The organism is Rhizobium sp. Leaf262 (assembly GCF_001422245.1).
Classification (GTDB): Bacteria; Pseudomonadota; Alphaproteobacteria; order Rhizobiales; family Rhizobiaceae; genus Agrobacterium.
On record NZ_LMMM01000004.1, the window covers coordinates 85,128 to 101,188 of the forward strand.

General features: G+C 56.0%; 17 protein-coding genes. 6 read left to right on the top strand and 11 right to left on the bottom strand.

The window, feature by feature from the left end; translation table 11 throughout:
- Positions 1-291 precede the first annotated feature (291 nt).
- From ASF29_RS06015 to ASF29_RS06030, 4 genes are all read right to left on the bottom strand, one after another.
- Positions 292-1,053: an NUDIX hydrolase gene (locus ASF29_RS06015; protein WP_062449555.1), complete on the bottom strand. Its 762-nt coding sequence runs from the start codon at positions 1,051-1,053 to the stop codon at positions 292-294.
- A gap of 156 nt (positions 1,054-1,209) precedes the next feature.
- Complete coding sequence (locus ASF29_RS06020) at positions 1,210-1,413, bottom strand: DUF3126 family protein (RefSeq protein ID WP_062449557.1); 204 nt, start codon at positions 1,411-1,413, stop codon at positions 1,210-1,212.
- 117 nt (positions 1,414-1,530) lie between these two features.
- Entirely contained in the window at positions 1,531-2,355 is an 825-nt protein-coding gene (cysE, locus tag ASF29_RS06025) for a serine O-acetyltransferase (RefSeq protein ID WP_062449559.1), read from the bottom strand.
- 136 nt (positions 2,356-2,491) lie between these two features.
- The gene (locus tag ASF29_RS06030; protein ID WP_062449936.1) at positions 2,492-3,280 is read right to left on the bottom strand and encodes an alpha/beta hydrolase; all 789 of its coding nucleotides are present in this window, start codon (positions 3,278-3,280) and stop codon (positions 2,492-2,494) included.
- Positions 3,281-3,431: 151 nt separating this feature from the next.
- Between ASF29_RS06030 and ASF29_RS06035 the strand changes: the two genes are divergently transcribed.
- Together ASF29_RS06035 and ASF29_RS06040 are read left to right on the top strand one after the other, a co-directional pair.
- Positions 3,432-3,677 carry a zinc-finger domain-containing protein gene (locus tag ASF29_RS06035; RefSeq protein WP_062449561.1) on the top strand — a complete coding sequence of 82 codons (246 nt, stop codon included), beginning with the start codon at positions 3,432-3,434 and terminating at the stop codon, positions 3,675-3,677.
- Between the two features lie 24 nt (positions 3,678-3,701).
- On the top strand, positions 3,702-4,871 hold the full coding sequence (locus ASF29_RS06040) for an FAD-dependent monooxygenase (RefSeq protein WP_062449562.1): 1,170 nt from the start codon (positions 3,702-3,704) through the stop codon (positions 4,869-4,871).
- 110 nt (positions 4,872-4,981) lie between these two features.
- Here ASF29_RS06040 and ASF29_RS06045 read toward each other — a convergent pair whose 3' ends face one another.
- A complete protein-coding gene (locus ASF29_RS06045) occupies positions 4,982-6,169 on the bottom strand; it encodes a cystathionine beta-lyase (protein WP_062449564.1) in 1,188 nt (395 codons plus the stop codon).
- A 442-nt stretch (positions 6,170-6,611) separates the two neighbouring features.
- Between ASF29_RS06045 and ASF29_RS06050 the strand changes: the two genes are divergently transcribed.
- The 4 genes from ASF29_RS06050 to ASF29_RS06065 all read left to right on the top strand — a co-directional run bounded on the left by ASF29_RS06050 (position 6,612) and on the right by ASF29_RS06065 (position 10,925).
- Positions 6,612-7,634 carry an amino acid ABC transporter substrate-binding protein gene (locus tag ASF29_RS06050; RefSeq protein ID WP_062449566.1) on the top strand — a complete coding sequence of 341 codons (1,023 nt, stop codon included), beginning with the start codon at positions 6,612-6,614 and terminating at the stop codon, positions 7,632-7,634.
- Between the two features lie 153 nt (positions 7,635-7,787).
- Complete coding sequence (locus ASF29_RS06055; protein WP_062449571.1) at positions 7,788-8,981, top strand: amino acid ABC transporter permease; 1,194 nt, start codon at positions 7,788-7,790, stop codon at positions 8,979-8,981.
- A 37-nt stretch (positions 8,982-9,018) separates the two neighbouring features.
- Complete coding sequence (locus ASF29_RS06060) at positions 9,019-10,140, top strand: amino acid ABC transporter permease (protein ID WP_244473504.1); 1,122 nt, start codon at positions 9,019-9,021, stop codon at positions 10,138-10,140.
- Positions 10,141-10,151: 11 nt separating this feature from the next.
- Positions 10,152-10,925 (top strand): amino acid ABC transporter ATP-binding protein, encoded by a 774-nt coding sequence (locus ASF29_RS06065; RefSeq protein WP_062449574.1) that lies wholly within the window; start codon positions 10,152-10,154, stop codon positions 10,923-10,925.
- A gap of 133 nt (positions 10,926-11,058) precedes the next feature.
- Here ASF29_RS06065 and ASF29_RS06070 read toward each other — a convergent pair whose 3' ends face one another.
- The 6 genes from ASF29_RS06070 to ASF29_RS06095 all read right to left on the bottom strand — a co-directional run bounded on the left by ASF29_RS06070 (position 11,059) and on the right by ASF29_RS06095 (position 15,604).
- Positions 11,059-11,907, bottom strand: coding sequence for a universal stress protein (locus ASF29_RS06070; RefSeq protein ID WP_062449575.1), 849 nt, complete (start codon positions 11,905-11,907; stop codon positions 11,059-11,061).
- A gap of 125 nt (positions 11,908-12,032) precedes the next feature.
- Positions 12,033-12,806, bottom strand: coding sequence for a competence/damage-inducible protein A (locus ASF29_RS06075; protein WP_062449577.1), 774 nt, complete (start codon positions 12,804-12,806; stop codon positions 12,033-12,035).
- 761 nt (positions 12,807-13,567) lie between these two features.
- Positions 13,568-13,813, bottom strand: coding sequence for a DUF982 domain-containing protein (locus ASF29_RS06080; RefSeq protein WP_062449580.1), 246 nt, complete (start codon positions 13,811-13,813; stop codon positions 13,568-13,570).
- 88 nt (positions 13,814-13,901) lie between these two features.
- Positions 13,902-14,207 (bottom strand): hypothetical protein, encoded by a 306-nt coding sequence (locus ASF29_RS06085; protein WP_062449581.1) that lies wholly within the window; start codon positions 14,205-14,207, stop codon positions 13,902-13,904.
- A 114-nt stretch (positions 14,208-14,321) separates the two neighbouring features.
- Positions 14,322-14,879, bottom strand: a complete 558-nt coding sequence (locus ASF29_RS24285; RefSeq protein WP_156462548.1) for a hypothetical protein — start codon at positions 14,877-14,879, stop codon at positions 14,322-14,324.
- Between the two features lie 11 nt (positions 14,880-14,890).
- Positions 14,891-15,604: a site-specific integrase gene (locus tag ASF29_RS06095; protein WP_082453400.1), complete on the bottom strand. Its 714-nt coding sequence runs from the start codon at positions 15,602-15,604 to the stop codon at positions 14,891-14,893.
- Positions 15,605-16,061 lie beyond the last annotated feature (457 nt).

Here is a 16,061-nt window from a genome sequence, read left to right on the forward strand (position 1 = left end):
GCTGTGTGGCGCCCTTATAGTCAGGCACCGGATTCTCCGCAAGCGCCTATTTTCACTTTTTTGCATTTCCATGACATTTTTATTTTCCCGTACCCGCCTCTGTGGAAAAGCAGATTGCTGGCGACCTTCGAAGTCGGCGTTCACTGGTGATTGATTTTGGGAAAGGGGAAGCGTGGGATTACGTCGGGGATCAGGGGGCGTCCCGTTTGTGCGTAACCCCACGCTTCATCGGGGGACGTGAAATAAACGGAGCAGAAAAGATTTGGTTCCGCCGATTTTTGCGGAAAAGAATCACGTGCTTTTGGGTTCGCGAATTGCGAGGTGATGCGAGTGATTGGTGAGGAGCGGCGACAGATAGTCGACCATTTGCCCGGCATGTCTTGCGCAAAAATCCCGCACCGTTTCCGATTGCAATTCCATTAAATGGATGCGCGGTAATTCCGGATTTTCGTTCCGTGCTCTCAAAGCGGCCAGATGATCGGCAAAAGCCGATCGCGCTTCGCTCGCCGTCAAATTCAGATGGAGGCGGTAGAATACGCCGACATGGTCACCCTTGCCGCCAGTCTTGATGCAGAGTGGAGTGAAGTCTGTTGCGCTGTTCAGAAACTGTGCGCCAACTTCCTCGGTGACTTCCCGTTCGCAACATTCGCGGCTGTCTATGGTCCCATCCTTCGCGATCTCGACATTCCCGCCTACGAACTGGATACGACCGGGTGAGGATGTCGTCGACGCCATTTGGCCCAGCAGGAGATAATTGTCGCAGGTTATAATGACCGCAGCGCAGTAGACGGCGCGGCATGGCGTGCCGAGGGGGTGAGCGTTTGAGTAGAGATAGTGCGCGTAATCGCTGGTGCTGATCCGGATTGCTGGAGCATCGCTCAACTCGACCTGTGTGGCGGCAAGGACGGGACCGTTGAAGAAGCGGCCATCGGCGTTCACTTTCCGCCAGTGTTCCTCAATGCTGCTGCGCTCTTCATCAGGCAGGCTGAGGGGTAGGGCGTTTGTCGAAATGGCGACTTCGGTTTTGCTGAAATGAAAATGAACGGTGCTCAAAATTGTACCCGTGAATAATGTCGAATATTCTCGGACCATAAGCGAAAAATTCAAGCGTACAACTCAAGCGAAGTTTGCTTTTTGCATCCGCAAACAAAACCGCCCGCAGACTTACGTCGCGGGCGGTTTAGAAAAGGCGTTGTCACCAAGCGGTGATCAGAGGTCGACGTCGAGGATCGCCATGGAGAAATTGTAGGAGCGATCGCCGTCTTCGTCATCGATATAGACGACGCCGAGGAATTCTTCGCCTGCATAGACTTCTGCCGAATCGTCCTTGCGTGGACGAGCCTTTACGACCATTTTTTCGTTGAAGGTACGTTTGAAATAGGCGTCGAGCTTTTTGATTTCTTCGGCTTTCACCGTTATTCTCCTGTGCGGTTCACGTTGCGCAGCTTTTGCCATGGCTTAAAGGCGAAAGTAAAGTGCGGCCGAAAAAACGTCCGCGTGATCCACACGGACGTTTAAAAACTGACGAAATCAGATATCGGCACCGATGATCTGATCCATGATCCGTGAAGGTTCGCTGCAGCCTGCTTCACCCACCACGCGGGCTGGAACACCTGCCACTGTGGCTTTCGGTGGAACAGCCTTGAGAACGACCGAACCCGCAGCAATGCGCGAGCAACTGCCGATTTCGATATTGCCGAGGATTTTTGCGCCAGCACCGATCAGCACACCGCTGCGGATTTTCGGATGACGGTCAGCACCCTCTTTGCCAGTGCCTCCAAGCGTGACGCCGTGGAGAATAGAGACATTATCGCCGATGACGGCGGTTTCACCGACGACGAGGCCGGTCGCGTGATCGAGAAACAGGCCCTTGCCGATGCGTGCTGCCGGATTGATGTCGGTCTGAAAAATGCTGGATGCACGGCTTTGCAGATAAAGGGCAAAATCGCGCCTGCCGCTATTCCACAGCCAATGCGCCAGGCGGTGGGTCTGGATTGCCTGAAAACCCTTGAAATACAGGACTGGCTCTATGAAACGCGAGCAGGCGGGATCACGATCATATACGGCCTGAATATCGACGCGCAGAATCGCGCCCCATTCGGGCCAGTCGTGCATCATGTCCTCGAATGTCTGGCGCAGCAGAACGGCCTGCATGTCCGGGTGATCAAGAAGCTCGCAGATACGGTATATGACGCATTCTTCCAGCGAATGATGGTTCAAAATCGTGGAGTAGAAGAAGGCGGAAAGCAACGGGTCTTGTGCCGCCGCCGCCCGGGCCTCGTTCTGAAGGCTGCCCCATATGGGATCGACCACGGACAACTGATCCTGATACCGTGCCTCATTGCGTGCGACCATGGCTGGTCTCCTCGAAATTGGTGTCGTTCATTTATACAGAAAAAAGCGTCGCCTAGAAATGGTGATTTACCAACGCGGTTAAAGACGCGAAAGCATCAGTTTTTCTGACAGCTTTTTGGAAAATGATTCTTCCTCGTCAGCCTTGCGCGTCGATATCCCGGTAAAACTCCAGCACCGCTGCCTTGAATACGCGATCGCCGACGGCCAGCATGTGATCGCGACCGGGAATATCGATAGCCTTCGCCTTCGGCATGAGCGCCGCGAGTTCCTGACCGGAGCCGGCAATATCGTCTTTGGTGCCAACGGCAATGAGCGTCGGCGCGTCGATTTTTGCAGCCTCTTGCCGGGTCACCAGAACGCGGGAGGTTTCGATGCAGGCGGCGAGTGCGATGCGGTCGCTTTTCGTTTGATCTGCGAAGGCGCGGAACATGCGGCCGCGTTCATGGGTGACGGTATCGAGAGAGGGTGCACGCAGCGCATCCGCAATTGGGTCCCAGTCGCCCACGCCATCCACCATGCCAATGCCAAGACCGCCGAAGACCAGCGATGTCACGCGGGAGGCGTTGGCCATGGCTAGAAAGGCCGAGATACGCGCACCCATGGAATATCCCATGACATGGGCCTTTTCGATGCCGAGATGATCGAGCAGTCCGACTGCATCTTGCGCCATCGTTGCGGGATAATAGGCATCGGGATCGTGCGGCTTGTCGCTTGCGCCGTGGCCGCGATTGTCGAGTGCAATGACACGGTAGCCTGCGTCGCCCAGGGTCTTTAGCCAGCCGGGATGGACCCAGTTCACGGATGCGCTGGACGCAAAGCCGTGGATCAGAAGAACCGGCACACCTGCGCGGTCGCCCTCATCGAAGAAGGAGAGTTGCAGACCATCGCGGGTAAAAGTCGAATATTGCGGGACATTGAGATTCATCAAGGACATCCTTTTTGCCGCACCATATGTCAGGAAATCGAATGGTTGAACATATTCGGCGATGTTTTCTGTGGAGGTGAAAAGCATTTGACGCTACATATCCGCGACAAGGCGAGCATTGGCTCAAACACGATGGCATTTGGAGACGAACATGGCCGGGCATACCATTCCCCACTTCCAGAACGATGGCGGACACCGCGTGATCGAAATCGGCGTCAAGGAATTCATGTGCACGGGCGCATCCGTTCCTTTCGATCATCCGCATATCTTTATCGATATGGGTGACGACAACGAAAAGGTCTGTTCCTACTGCTCGACGCTCTATCGTTACGATGCGTCGCTGAAGGCAACCCAGACCAACCCGCCTGGCTGCGTTTTCCACGTGAAGGCAGCCTAAACCTCCTTCAGACTGGGGCTTTCCATGCCCGTAAAATCCGTTGGGATCATCGGTGCCGGCATTGCCGGTCTTACCGCCGCCCTTTCTTTTGCCCGACACGGCGTGCGTTGCGACATCTTCGAGCAGGCTGAGCAGCTTGAGGAGGTCGGCGCGGGCCTTCAGATATCACCCAATGCCGCCCGCATATTGGGGGCGCTTGGCGTCCTCGGGCAACTCGAAACGCAATGGCTCGAGCTCGATACCGTCGACCTCGCATCAGGCAGGTCGCTCAAGCGGCTGGTCTCGCTGCCCATGCGTCAGGTGGCACGGGAACGCTGGGGTGCGCCTTATGGCGTCTTGCACAGGGCCACGTTGCAGGCTGCACTTTTGGCGGCGGTGCGGAACAATCCGCTGTGCCATCTCCATCTCGGCAAACGTCTGGATGCCGTGAGCGCAGAGGCTCTGACGGCGCTAACTTCTCAGCCATACGATCTGATCGTCGGGGCTGACGGCGTCTGGTCCAGCGCCCGCTATGCCATTGCGGGTAGCCCTGCCGCAATGTTTTCGGGCAATGTCGCTTGGCGATTCAGTCTTGCTGACGGTAACGTGCCTGATTTTCTGAACCGCCGCTGTGTAACAGCCTTCCTTGGTCCATCGGCGCATCTGGTGGCTTATCCGCTTGCGGAGACGGGTGGCTTCAACGTTGTTGCGATCGCCGCAGGAGCAAATCCCGGCGATACCTGGAAGGCAGAAGCGCAGGGCAGGCAACACGCTTTCCTGATAAGCCAGTTTCGACGCTGGAACCCGGCATTTGCGAATGTGCTGCAACACGTCGCCAAGCCGACTTTCTGGCCATTGTTTCAGGCCGGTAGCGGCAACTGGCACAATGGCCGCGATACGGTGCTGATCGGAGATGCCGCGCACGCCATGATGCCCTTTGCAGCACAGGGCGCCGCGATGGCCATCGAAGATGCTTTCGAGCTCGCAACCTTCGTCCAGCGGGATCAGTCGTTGTCAGAAACGCTCGCTGCATTCGAGGCGCATCGCGTTCCGCGGATAGAAAAGGCCCGCAAACGTGCGGCGCTCAACAAGTTCGCCTACCATGCCAGCGGTCCCTTACGGCTAGGCCGGGACATGCTCTTATCCGTGAGACCGGCGCAGGCGTTTCTGGCGGATTTCGATTGGCTTTACGGGTACCTGGCAGAAGGGCTTTAGAAGGTAGCGAGCTTTTTGCGCGCGCTTGTCTTGAAACGCCAACCAGGTCGTGAGAACTGCGCCGCCGCAGACCCTCGGGACCGGCCCGAGGGTGGCGTTGGTCGTCTTGATCAGATGGCAGCCGACGCTGCGAATCCTGCTTCCAGATCGCGTTTGATGTCTTCGACATTCTCGAGGCCGATCTGCAGACGGATAACCGGTCCTTCCGTCGGGCCTTTGGCGACGGTGCGGTCGCGCAGGGACACGGGAACGGCGAGCGATTCAAATCCACCCCAGGAAAAGCCGAGACCGAAGATGGAAAGCGCGTCGAGGAAGGCGTGCGAGTGTTCCTTGAAGCGTCCTTCCTGCGCCTTCAGAACGAAGGAGAAGACGCCGCTGGAGCCCTTGAAATCGCGCTTCCAGAGATCGTGGCTTGGGAAGCTGGGCAGGGCGGGGTGCAGGACTTGTAAGACATCATCCCGGCCTTCCAGCCATTGCGCAATCTCCAGTGCGCTTTTGCGGTGATGTTCTAGCCGAACGCCCATGCTGCGCATGCCGCGCAGCACCTGATAGGCATCGTCGGAGGTGACGCAGAGGCCGAGATCGCGGTTGGCGTCGTGCAGCTTCTTCCAATGCTTCTCGTTGGTGGAAATGAAGCCCATCAACACGTCGGAATGGCCAGCTGGATATTTTGTCGCGGCGTGGATGGAAACATCGACGCCGTGGTCCAGGGGGTTGAAATACAGCGGAGTTGCCCAGGTGTTGTCCATGGTCACGATGCAATCGTGGCGGTGGGCGATGGCGGACATCAGCGCCACATCCTGCATCTCGAAGGTGTTGGAGCCGGGAGCTTCGAGGTGCAGCAGCTTGGTGTTGGGAAGGATCAGCGCTTCGATGCCGGCACCGATGGCGGGATCGTAATATTCGACTTCGACGCCAAGCTGTTTCAGCATGCCGTTGCAGAAGCGGCGGGTAGGAAAATAGACCGAATCGACGATCAGGGCATGATCGCCTGCACCGAGATAGGCGAGAAACGGAATGGTGACGGCGGCAAGTCCCGACGAGACGAGAATGGTGCCAGCCGAACCTTCCAGCCTGTTGACCAAATCGCAAAGCGCGTCGGTCGTGGGGGTGCCGTGGGTGCCATAGGTGTATTTCTGGTTTTCCGTCACCATCGTCTGCGCGTCGGGAAACAGAACGGTGGAGCCACGCACGATCGGCGGATTGACGAAGCCGTGGTAGTCTGCCGGATCGTTTCCGAGATGGGCCAGCCGCGTGTTGACGCCTGCGGCATCGAGGAAACCGTCTTTGTTTTTCATGCTGTCTTGTCTCTCGCTGTTCGATCTGGCGAAAATGGTCTCTAAAGTCCGTCGTGGTCAAGACTTCGTTATCGGATCGTTTCATATCGCCAAATCGGAGGTCATGGCTCATGATCCAGCCGGTCGGTTGTACGCAAGTCCTCTTTTTACACGTTCATAAAAGCTAATATTTCGCCGGATCGCAAAAATTCGGTCTACCTGCCTGACAGGATGAGCAGATTTTCATCTTTTTCCGCGTAATATTTGGACATTTGCCCATAAAAAGGTCGCTTTTTGAAAAATTCCGTTTTTTGGACACAATTCTTTGGGGTGAGACTTGACCGTGACGGCAATTGCGATTGTGATAGATGCGCGCACCGGGAGGTGAAGCGGGGGAGCCGGTCTTACGCGTTAAGATGAGTGCCTTCTTCTGATGACGAATAAGAAACAAAGGTTGGGAAAAATGAAAAAGGCAATTCTGTCAGCCGCTATTGGCGCAGCAGTTTTCGGAGCTGCATCGACTGCATCTGCCGCCACGCTTGCAGACGTAAAATCCAAGGGCTTCGTGACCTGTGGCGTAAGCTCCGGTATTCCAGGCTTCTCGAACCCTGACGACAAGGGTGAATGGTCGGGTATCGACGTGGACTATTGCCGTGGCATCGCTTCCGCTGTCTTCGGCGATCCGACCAAGGCGAAGTTCGTGCCTTTGACATCCAAGGACCGTTTCCCGGCGCTTCAGTCCGGTGAAGTCGACGTTCTCACACGTAACACGACCTGGACGATCAGCCGCGATACATCGCTCGGCTTCAACTTCCGCACGGTCAACTACTATGACGGTCAGGGCTTCGTCGTGAAGAAGAGCCTGAACGTCAAGTCCGCTCTCGAGCTTTCGGGCGCTGCTATCTGCGTTCAGCAGGGCACGACGACCGAACTCAATCTCGCTGACTACTTCAAGACCAACAACCTGCAGTACAACCCGGTCGTCTTCGAAAAGGAATCCGACGCGACTTCGGCTTATGACAGCGGCCGTTGCGACGTTTACACCACCGACCAGTCCGGTCTGTATGCTATCCGTCTGAAGATGAAGGTTCCCGACGAGAACGTCGTTCTGCCTGAAATCATCTCCAAGGAGCCACTCGGACCAGCCGTTCGTCAGGGCGACGATCAGTGGTTCGACGTTGTGAGCTGGGTTCACTACGCGATGATCAATGCCGAAGAACTCGGTATTACCTCGAAGAACGTCGACGAGCAGAAGTCTGCTGCCAATCCTGACATCAAGCGTCTTCTCGGCACCGAAGAAGGCACGAAGATCGGCACGGATCTGGGTCTGACCAACGAGTGGGCCTACAACATCGTCAAGCAGGTCGGCAACTACGGCGAAATCTTCGACCGTAACGTCGGTGCCGGTTCTCCGCTCAAGATCGAGCGTGGCCTGAACGCCTTGTGGAACAAGGGCGGCCTTCAGTACGCTCCGCCAGTTCGCTAATAGCGAAACGGTATCTCTACGCGGGAGGCGGGGCGAACGCTCTGCCTCCCGACTGGCTTTCTGCCGGAAGCTCGAAAAACGACGCTCTGGCCGAATGATGCCAATGAAGAAGTAAAAGAAGCTCGCAAAGAGCACACAGAGGGAAAGGTGCCGATGGCAGGCAAAGCGCTCCACCCGGAGTCCAGCTCAAAAAGCGCGACATCCATCATTTACGATCCGCAAGCGCGATCCATTTTTTATCAAGTCGTTACAGTCATCCTCTTGGTGCTGTTTGTCTGGATGATTGCATCCAACACCGTTCATAATCTTCAGCGCGCCAATATCTCGTCCGGCTTCGGCTTCCTCAATGGCAGAGCGGGCTTCGATATCGGCCAGTCGCTGATCGCCTACAGCAACGACAGCACCTTCGGTCGGGCACTGGTCGTCGGTATCATGAACACGCTGCAGGTGGCGTTCCTCGGTATCATCACCGCGTCCATCATCGGCTTTATCGTCGGTATCGCGCGGTTGTCGAATAACTGGCTGGTGTCCAAGCTGGCGCAGGCCTATGTCGAAATCTTCCGCAACATCCCGCCACTGCTGGTGATCTTCTTCTGGTACAAGGGCGTGATCACCATTCTGCCGCAGGCGCGTGACTCGCTGCAACTGCCGCTCGGCACCGTTCTGAACAACCGTGGCTTCTTCTATCCGAAGCAGGTATGGGGTGAGGGTTCCTGGCTTATTCCGGTGGCGTTCCTTGTCGGCATCGTCATCACCTATTTCGTCTATCGATGGGCCAAGGCCCGCCAGATGCGTACGGGTCAGCCCTTCCGCACCGGTATCGTCGGCACCGCCATCATCATCGGGCTGCCTGTCCTGGCGTTTCTTGCGCTCGGCGCTCCGCTGACCTTCGATTATCCGGTTGCCGGCCGCTTCAACCTTAGCGGCGGATCGGTCATCGCGCCTGAATTCTTGTCGCTCTATCTGTCGCTGTCCTTCTATACCGCGTCCTTCATCGCCGAAATCGTTCGCGGCGGTATCAAGGCTGTGGCGAAGGGGCAAACGGAAGCGGCCAGTGCACTCGGTCTGCGTGGCAACAACATCACGCGGCTCATCGTCGTGCCGCAGGCCATGCGCATCATCATCCCGCCGCTGACGAGCCAGTATCTCAACCTGACCAAGAACTCCTCGCTGGCCGTGGCCGTCGGCTTCTCGGATCTCGTTGCGGTTGGCGGTACCATCCTCAACCAGACAGGGCAGGCCGTCGAGGTCGTGGCCATCTGGCTTGCGGTTTACCTGACATTGTCGCTGACGACTGCGCTGATCATGAACTGGTTCAACGCGAAAATGGCGCTGGTGGAGAGATAATATGACAACACATCAAATCTCCTATGTCCGCGCCAATATGGTTCAGCCGGAGCCCGCTCCTTCCAGCCAGGTGGGCATCACCCACTGGCTGAGAACCAAGCTGTTCGCCACGCCGAAAGACGTCGTCCTGACCGTGCTGGCGATCGCGTTGCTGGTCTACATCATCCCGCCGCTCGTGCAGTGGCTGTTCATCCATGCCACATGGACGGGCACGGACCGCACGGCCTGCCTGACGCAGGAGCAGGGCGGCGCGCTGCCGAACGGGCAGTCCGGCGCATGCTGGGCCTTCGTCAATGCGAAGTTCGCGCAGTTCATGTTCGGTCGGTATCCATCTTCGGAATACTGGCGCCCGCTTCTGGTTCTGGCAGCCTTCACGGCGCTGCTCATCCCGATGCTTATTCCAAAGGCACCGTTCAAGGGTCTGAACGCGCTTTTGGTGTTCATCGTCCTGCCTGTGGTGGCGTTCTTCCTGCTGGTCGGCGGTCATTTCGGTCTGTCGCATGTCGAAACGCCGCTGTGGGGCGGATTGATGGTAACGCTGATCCTGTCGTTTTGCGGGATCGTCGTCTCCTTGCCGTTCGGCATTCTGCTGGCGCTGGGCCGTCGCTCGAACATGCCCGTCATCAAGATGCTGTGCACAACCTTCATCGAGGTTATCAGAGGCATTCCGCTGATCACCATCCTGTTCTTCGCCAGCATCATGCTGCCGCTGTTCCTGCCAGATGGCTGGACCTTCGACAAGTTCCTGCGCGCACTTGTGGGTGTGGCGCTCTTTGCTTCGGCCTATATGGCGGAAGTCATTCGCGGCGGTTTGCAGGCCATTCCGAAGGGTCAGTACGAGGGTGCGGATTCGCTGGGCCTGAACTACTGGCAGAAGACACGTCTGATCGTTCTGCCGCAGGCGTTGAAGCTGGTCATTCCCGGCATCGTCAACACCTTCATCGGCTTGTTCAAGGATACGTCGCTGGTCTATATCATCGGCATGTTCGATCTTCTCGGCATCGTCAATCTCAACCAGTCGGATGCCAACTGGTCGACACCTGTGACACCTATGACCGGTTACATCTTCGCCGGCTTCATATTCTGGATCTTCTGCTTCGGCATGTCGCGCTACTCGCTGTTCATGGAACGGCATCTCGACACCGGACATAAAAAATAAGGGGAAAAATCATGGCAGAAACCCAAGTCAAAAAGCTGGACGTGTCTGCGACCGACGTCGCGATCGAAATCACCGGCATGAACAAGTGGTACGGCGATTTTCACGTGCTGCGCGACATCAACCTCAAGGTCATGAAGGGCGAGCGCATCGTCGTGGCCGGTCCTTCGGGATCGGGTAAATCCACGATGATCCGCTGCATCAACCGCCTGGAAGAGCATCAGTCGGGCAAGATCGAGGTCGATGGCATCGAACTCACCAACGACCTGAAGAAGATTGACGAAGTGCGCCGCGAAGTCGGCATGGTGTTCCAGCACTTCAACCTCTTCCCGCATCTGACCATTTTGGAAAACTGCACGCTGGCACCAATCTGGGTTCGCAAGACGCCCAAGAAGGAAGCCGAGGAAATCGCGATGCACTATTTGAAGCGCGTCAAGATCCCCGAGCAGGCGAACAAATATCCTGGTCAGCTTTCCGGCGGTCAGCAGCAGCGTGTGGCGATTGCACGCTCGCTGTGCATGAAGCCGAAGATCATGCTGTTCGATGAGCCGACATCGGCGCTCGACCCTGAAATGGTCAAGGAAGTTCTGGATACGATGGTGGGCCTTGCCGAAGACGGCATGACCATGATCTGCGTCACCCACGAAATGGGCTTCGCCCGCCAGGTTGCCAACCGCGTGATCTTCATGGACCAGGGCCAGATCGTCGAACAGAATTCGCCAGCCGAATTCTTCGACAACCCGCAGCACGAGCGCACGCGTCTGTTCCTGAGCCAGATCCTGCATTGATGGGTTCTCAGCTGGCAGCGGGAACCATGCTGTCAGTCTGCACACACGCATAGCAAAAGCGAAAAGCTGAAATTGAAAAACCCGCCAATGTGATTGGCGGGTTTTGTCATTTGCGTCTTTCGATCCGACAGCGTTATCGCGACAGCAGGGTCATCGCCGTCATCTTGTCCAGTAGAGTGCGGGTAACACCCCCGAACAGCATTTCCCACCAGCGGGAGTGGCCGTAGGCGCCCATGACCAGAAGATCGATGCTGTTGTCGGACAGGCGTTTCTCGATCGCTTTTTCGGCCGATAATCCGTGGCTTTTTTCTGCTGACGTGACAGTCACGTTGACACCGTGCCGTGCGAGGGTGGAGGCGATTTCCGACCCGGCAAGCGCGGCAGATTGCTTGTCGTCTTCGTCGTCCGCGCCGACGGAGAAGATTTCTACGGATTCAGCCGCTATCAGGAAGGGCAGGGCATCGAATGTCGCCCGCGTCGCCTCACGTGAGCCATTCCAGGCGACGAGAACCCGCTGTATGGCCTTGGGTTGTGTAAGGACATGAGGCACCAGAAGGATCGGACGACCGCTTTCATAGAGAAAATTATCGAGATCGGCGCGGCTATCCGACATGGACGAGGATGTCGTCTGGCGGGCAATGACCAGATCCGAGCAGCGAACGCTTTGAATAGCCGTGCTGGACGAGTAGCCCACCGAGGAAACAAAACTGCGCCACTCGCTGGAAATGCCTTCCTGCTCCATTTTTCGGTTGAAGATTGCGGCCACATCGGTGGTTTCCTGATGCGCGACATCCTGCACGGCCTGAACGGTTGCGGGATCTGGCATTTCCATCGGCGCAACCAGCGGAACGGTCGCGAAGGCTTCCATGTGCAGGCCGACAACATGCGACGAAAAGGTTTTTGCCAGAAAGGCTGTGAAATCGCCCAGCCTATGGGCGTTTTCCGCATGGTCCAGAACGGCCAGTATTGTTTTATAACCCATGATCATTCTCCTCATCCTGTCCGGCATCGCTCAGCGATATCGATAAGAGAGCCGGAGGTCAGATCATCAGACTGCGCCTGATGGTTCTTTAAAACCTTGATAGCGATCAACCCGACTGCGCAGGCTTACGCTGGTTGCCCCGCTTTTTCCCGGGTGATCGCGTCGATCATGGCGACAACGTCCTGCGCTGCGGCCTCAAGGGCAGCGTTGTCGCGGGCGCGCACGACGATCTCTGTGGAGAAACGCTGTCCATCATATTTCGGATAGGAGCCGATGCTGGTTTCGGGGTGCGATTTCTGCACGCCAGTCAAAAGTGTGCCGATGTCCCCCTCGCCAAAGGGCGAACGGACTGCACGCGACAAAATCTTGGACCCGGTTTTCAATGTCGGAATCACATTGTCGAGCATGGCCTGAAACACCTGCGGAACGCCCGCCATGACATAGACATTCTCAACGATAAAGCCGGGCGCGACCGAGACAGGATTGGTGATGTGCCTGGCACCGCGCGGCATGCGGGCCATCCGCTTTCGCGCATCGGTAAATTCCATTTCGCGCACCCGGTACATATCGCCTAAAAGCCGCATGGCGTCGGCGTCGTGCTCGCATGGCAAGCCAAAGGCGGCAGACACCGCATCCGCGGTGATATCATCATGCGTGGGTCCGATGCCGCCGGAGGTAAAGACATAGTCATAACGCTGCCGCAGCGCATTCAACGCTTCGACGATGTCCTGCTCTTCGTCTGCAACGATGCGGACTTCCTTGAGGTCGATGCCGGACATGGTCATCACATCGGCCAGATGTCCGATATTCTTGTCTTTGGTACGTCCGGACAAAAGCTCGTCTCCAATGGCGAGCATGGCAGCGGTAACGATGGATGCGGGGGAGGTAGGTGCGGACATTGAGGTCACTCACAACGGATTATCTGCTGACGTTAGCGCCCCCAGCGCCGAATGCAAGAAGTCAAAGCGGGAAAAAGCAACGAGCTTAACGCGCCTGCCATGGAACGAGTTGCCGCGGATCGGGCGATGTGCGCCACTATACCTTTCCTCTGACCCTGTGGATCGAGCCATCGGTTCCAAGCCACGCGCAGCCGGTCTTTTTCGAACCGGCGAACTGGCTAAAGAGGCCCTATCGGATATTCGCGGTAATGTGTCACCCTTGTATCGAGGTGATTTCACACGAAAGAGATGAACCAAGAAAACTTGGACTTTAAAAGCAAAATGCGACCAGAAGGCCGCATTTTTGATGCTGCGGTTTTGTAACCGAAGCTCAGATGATGCCTGTATAAATATCAGATGATCGGGTTAACCATCATCAGGCAAGTAATAACCACAAAACCAAGCAGTGAAACTTCAAGCAGACTGTTGAGACCGTCACGCATCGCTTTACCCTCCATGTTCGTGGAAGAAGAACGTGCAAATCTTAACGCGGTTCCGTGACAGGGTCGTGAATTATGAAGATTTCAGGGCTATCGCGCTGTCTTGCTATGTCAGACCACGACGAGCGCGAAAATCCAGTGGCCGATGATGCTCAGCACGAGGCAAGCGAGAATGAGGATGAAAATGAACTTCTTCATGGAAACGGAAATCCCGGTCTTTCTGATTGCCCTGTCTTAGCGAGGGCAGGTGCGCAGTTTAAGGCGAAAAATCGCGCTGCGTCACTATGACTTGATGTCGAGGCCAGCTTCAATGGCAGCCTCGATGAAAGCCTGCCGCGCGTCTTCAGGCTTTTTTTTGCCCGCATCGACAGCAGCGAAAACGAGGAGCGCGCGGTCCAGCATCTCGCCGTCTTCTTCAGGCCAGTCCTCGATCAGAGCCCAGGAGGCGGCCTGGGTGGATTCGATGCTGACATAGACGCCGGGCTCTTCCAAGGCGACGAGAACGGGCTTTTTCCAAGGCGTCTGCATGATGGTTCCTGATATCCGCGATAACAGGCGTTTAGAAGGTTCGGCGTTGCAGTTCAACGCCAATCTTCGATAGCTCCGTCGATAGGGGTCAATCGTCTCGACCGAAGAACGACCAGTTACGTATGATGCGTCGATCGATGATTTTCAACGAGCGATCAGGCTGGATCTGGTAGGTCTCGACCACCCGGTCATCGAACCGGCGGAAATTGTGGGTGAATGTGCTGCCGATGGGCGATTTCGTCAGCTTGGTGCGTGGTTGCCCGCCATAGGTGATGCTGCCGGGGATGGGCTCGAGGCTGTAGGACGAAATGGATGTGGCCGTAAACCCGCCAGCGGTGCATCCCGCCAATCCGAGGGCAAGTGAGGCAGTCATTAAACCGACGGTGAGTTTCATGGCAATCTCCCGGGAAACATGATGGGTTGCATTTGCTGCGCAGTGTTAACTATCAGGCATGCGCGATGTTCCAGTGCCTGCACAAGACGCTATTCACCCGGCTTTTTGGCGTGATCATGCCCGCATTGAGGGCAGGTTTTGTTCGGCCATGGATGATAAATGTAAAAGAACTTCATGTCGGTTCTGAAAAGCGGCGCCCGGCATCTCGGGCAGACGATCACCAGAAATAGCATCGTGGTGAATACAAGCGTGATAATGACGGGCGCATTGGGCAATTCCAGCCCTATTGCATCGCCCCAGCCCGGTGAGGTTATCAACGCCGTTATGAAAACTGCGAGAAATAACCATGCCTTTACGTAGAGAGACATTTTGAATTCTTCCCAAAGTTGAATCGGGAGGACGTAATCGCAACGAAATTGGCTTGGCAAGCAATTTTTGATCACTGTGCCAGCGACGTAAGATCGGACCGCTACCTTCAAAACTAAGCTGGAGTGCTTGCGTCGGATAACACTTGGAACTGCCACTACAGTGCCGGCAAGAGCGTGAAATCAAACGAAGATGGAGCGGCTTGAAAAGCTTTGGAGGCCTCGCCCGGAATTGAACCGGGGTACAAGGATTTGCAGGCTTATCTCCGGCACTGAAATCATTGACGAATTTATAAGCCTGCTGCATCCATGTCGCGTTCAGTTGAGCAAAACGTTCGCTGCTTGTGCTAGTTCTGTCCCATCGTCAGTCCTTGGGAATAGGTGTCCGTATGTGTCCATCGTCATAACGATCGATGAATGGCCCATGCGCTCTTGAACCATTTTCACGGGCAAGCCCAGGCCGCCATCTTCCTTTCGATTGATGAGCCAACTGGCATAGAAGTGTCGAAGCGCATGCAGGCCTGTGTACTTGGCTTTCATGATTGGCTTGCCTCTGACTCTTACCTTTCCGGTATCGATCGAGATGCCAGCTCGAATCATTGTCGGTTGGAGCCCTCTGTTCACTAGGTTGACGTGGGTCCTGGTGGTCCCGGATGGATTAGCAAACACAATCTCGGAAATGCTTGCCTGCTTCAGTTTCAAAGCTTTCAGAGAGTTGATGACCATTGGCGGGATCGGGATTGTGCGTATCCCGGCCTTTGATTTCGGCTTGCCGATCTTCTTCCACCGATCCACTCGCTGCCGAACCGACACCTCGCCGCGCTTCAGATCCACGTCCTGCCATCTTAACCCGCGGACTTCAGACGAGCGCATCCCCGTAAAGATCAGCGTGAGGAACAAGGGGCGCCAGTGATCATCCAGCGCTGCGACGAAGGCTTTGATTTCTTCGCGAGTAGAGGGCCTCGGTTCTGTCGGTGACGGTAATCGATGGATGGTTTGCGAGGGCGGCTTAACTTGTGGACGATTGTCCACAAGTCACCTTTCGCCAATTGGCGGGAGGTTCAGGAGACGGCTTAGATAATGTCGAGGACGAACTTGTAATCTCGATGAGGAATCTCTGTCCCAGAGTAAGTCATAGTGATGAACTTACCCTTCTTGGCCATACCCTTCATTTGGTTCTGGAGCGCACGAGAAGCCTGATCCTGGTAGTAAGCCTGGCATTCCGCGTGAACATTTTCATATGTGTCAGAGTTGCCGCAATCTGCATTAGAGCATGTGATTATGTCACCGGCCTCCGGCGCGGTTGGTCCCTGCACAGAAGACCGGCACTTCCCGCAGAGCACTTTCGCATTTTGTAATTCGTCAGACACTGTTCTCTCCTTCACATCCCAAGAGTGCAACGTGCCAGACTGCATGCAACTGTCAAGGCGTGTGTGAATTATGGGGAAAAGCAGCCGGGATATTGGGGATAACTTTTTGCGGTCTTCGT

Coding starts and splice junctions, on each gene's coding strand:
- ASF29_RS24285 (WP_156462548.1), bottom strand. CDS start 14,879: ATGCAGCAGGCTTATAAATTCGTCAATGATTTCAGTGCCGGAGATAAG.
- ASF29_RS06030 (WP_062449936.1), bottom strand. CDS start 3,280: ATGAATCTCAATGTCCCGCAATATTCGACTTTTACCCGCGATGGTCTG.
- ASF29_RS06075 (WP_062449577.1), bottom strand. CDS start 12,806: ATGTCCGCACCTACCTCCCCCGCATCCATCGTTACCGCTGCCATGCTC.
- ASF29_RS06080 (WP_062449580.1), bottom strand. CDS start 13,813: ATGCAGACGCCTTGGAAAAAGCCCGTTCTCGTCGCCTTGGAAGAGCCC.
- ASF29_RS06070 (WP_062449575.1), bottom strand. CDS start 11,907: ATGGGTTATAAAACAATACTGGCCGTTCTGGACCATGCGGAAAACGCC.
- ASF29_RS06040 (WP_062449562.1), top strand. CDS start 3,702: ATGCCCGTAAAATCCGTTGGGATCATCGGTGCCGGCATTGCCGGTCTT.
- ASF29_RS06065 (WP_062449574.1), top strand. CDS start 10,152: ATGGCAGAAACCCAAGTCAAAAAGCTGGACGTGTCTGCGACCGACGTC.
- ASF29_RS06085 (WP_062449581.1), bottom strand. CDS start 14,207: ATGAAACTCACCGTCGGTTTAATGACTGCCTCACTTGCCCTCGGATTG.
- ASF29_RS06035 (WP_062449561.1), top strand. CDS start 3,432: ATGGCCGGGCATACCATTCCCCACTTCCAGAACGATGGCGGACACCGC.
- ASF29_RS06045 (WP_062449564.1), bottom strand. CDS start 6,169: ATGAAAAACAAAGACGGTTTCCTCGATGCCGCAGGCGTCAACACGCGG.
- cysE (WP_062449559.1), bottom strand. CDS start 2,355: ATGGTCGCACGCAATGAGGCACGGTATCAGGATCAGTTGTCCGTGGTC.
- ASF29_RS06055 (WP_062449571.1), top strand. CDS start 7,788: ATGGCAGGCAAAGCGCTCCACCCGGAGTCCAGCTCAAAAAGCGCGACA.
- ASF29_RS06050 (WP_062449566.1), top strand. CDS start 6,612: ATGAAAAAGGCAATTCTGTCAGCCGCTATTGGCGCAGCAGTTTTCGGA.
- ASF29_RS06060 (WP_244473504.1), top strand. CDS start 9,019: ATGGTTCAGCCGGAGCCCGCTCCTTCCAGCCAGGTGGGCATCACCCAC.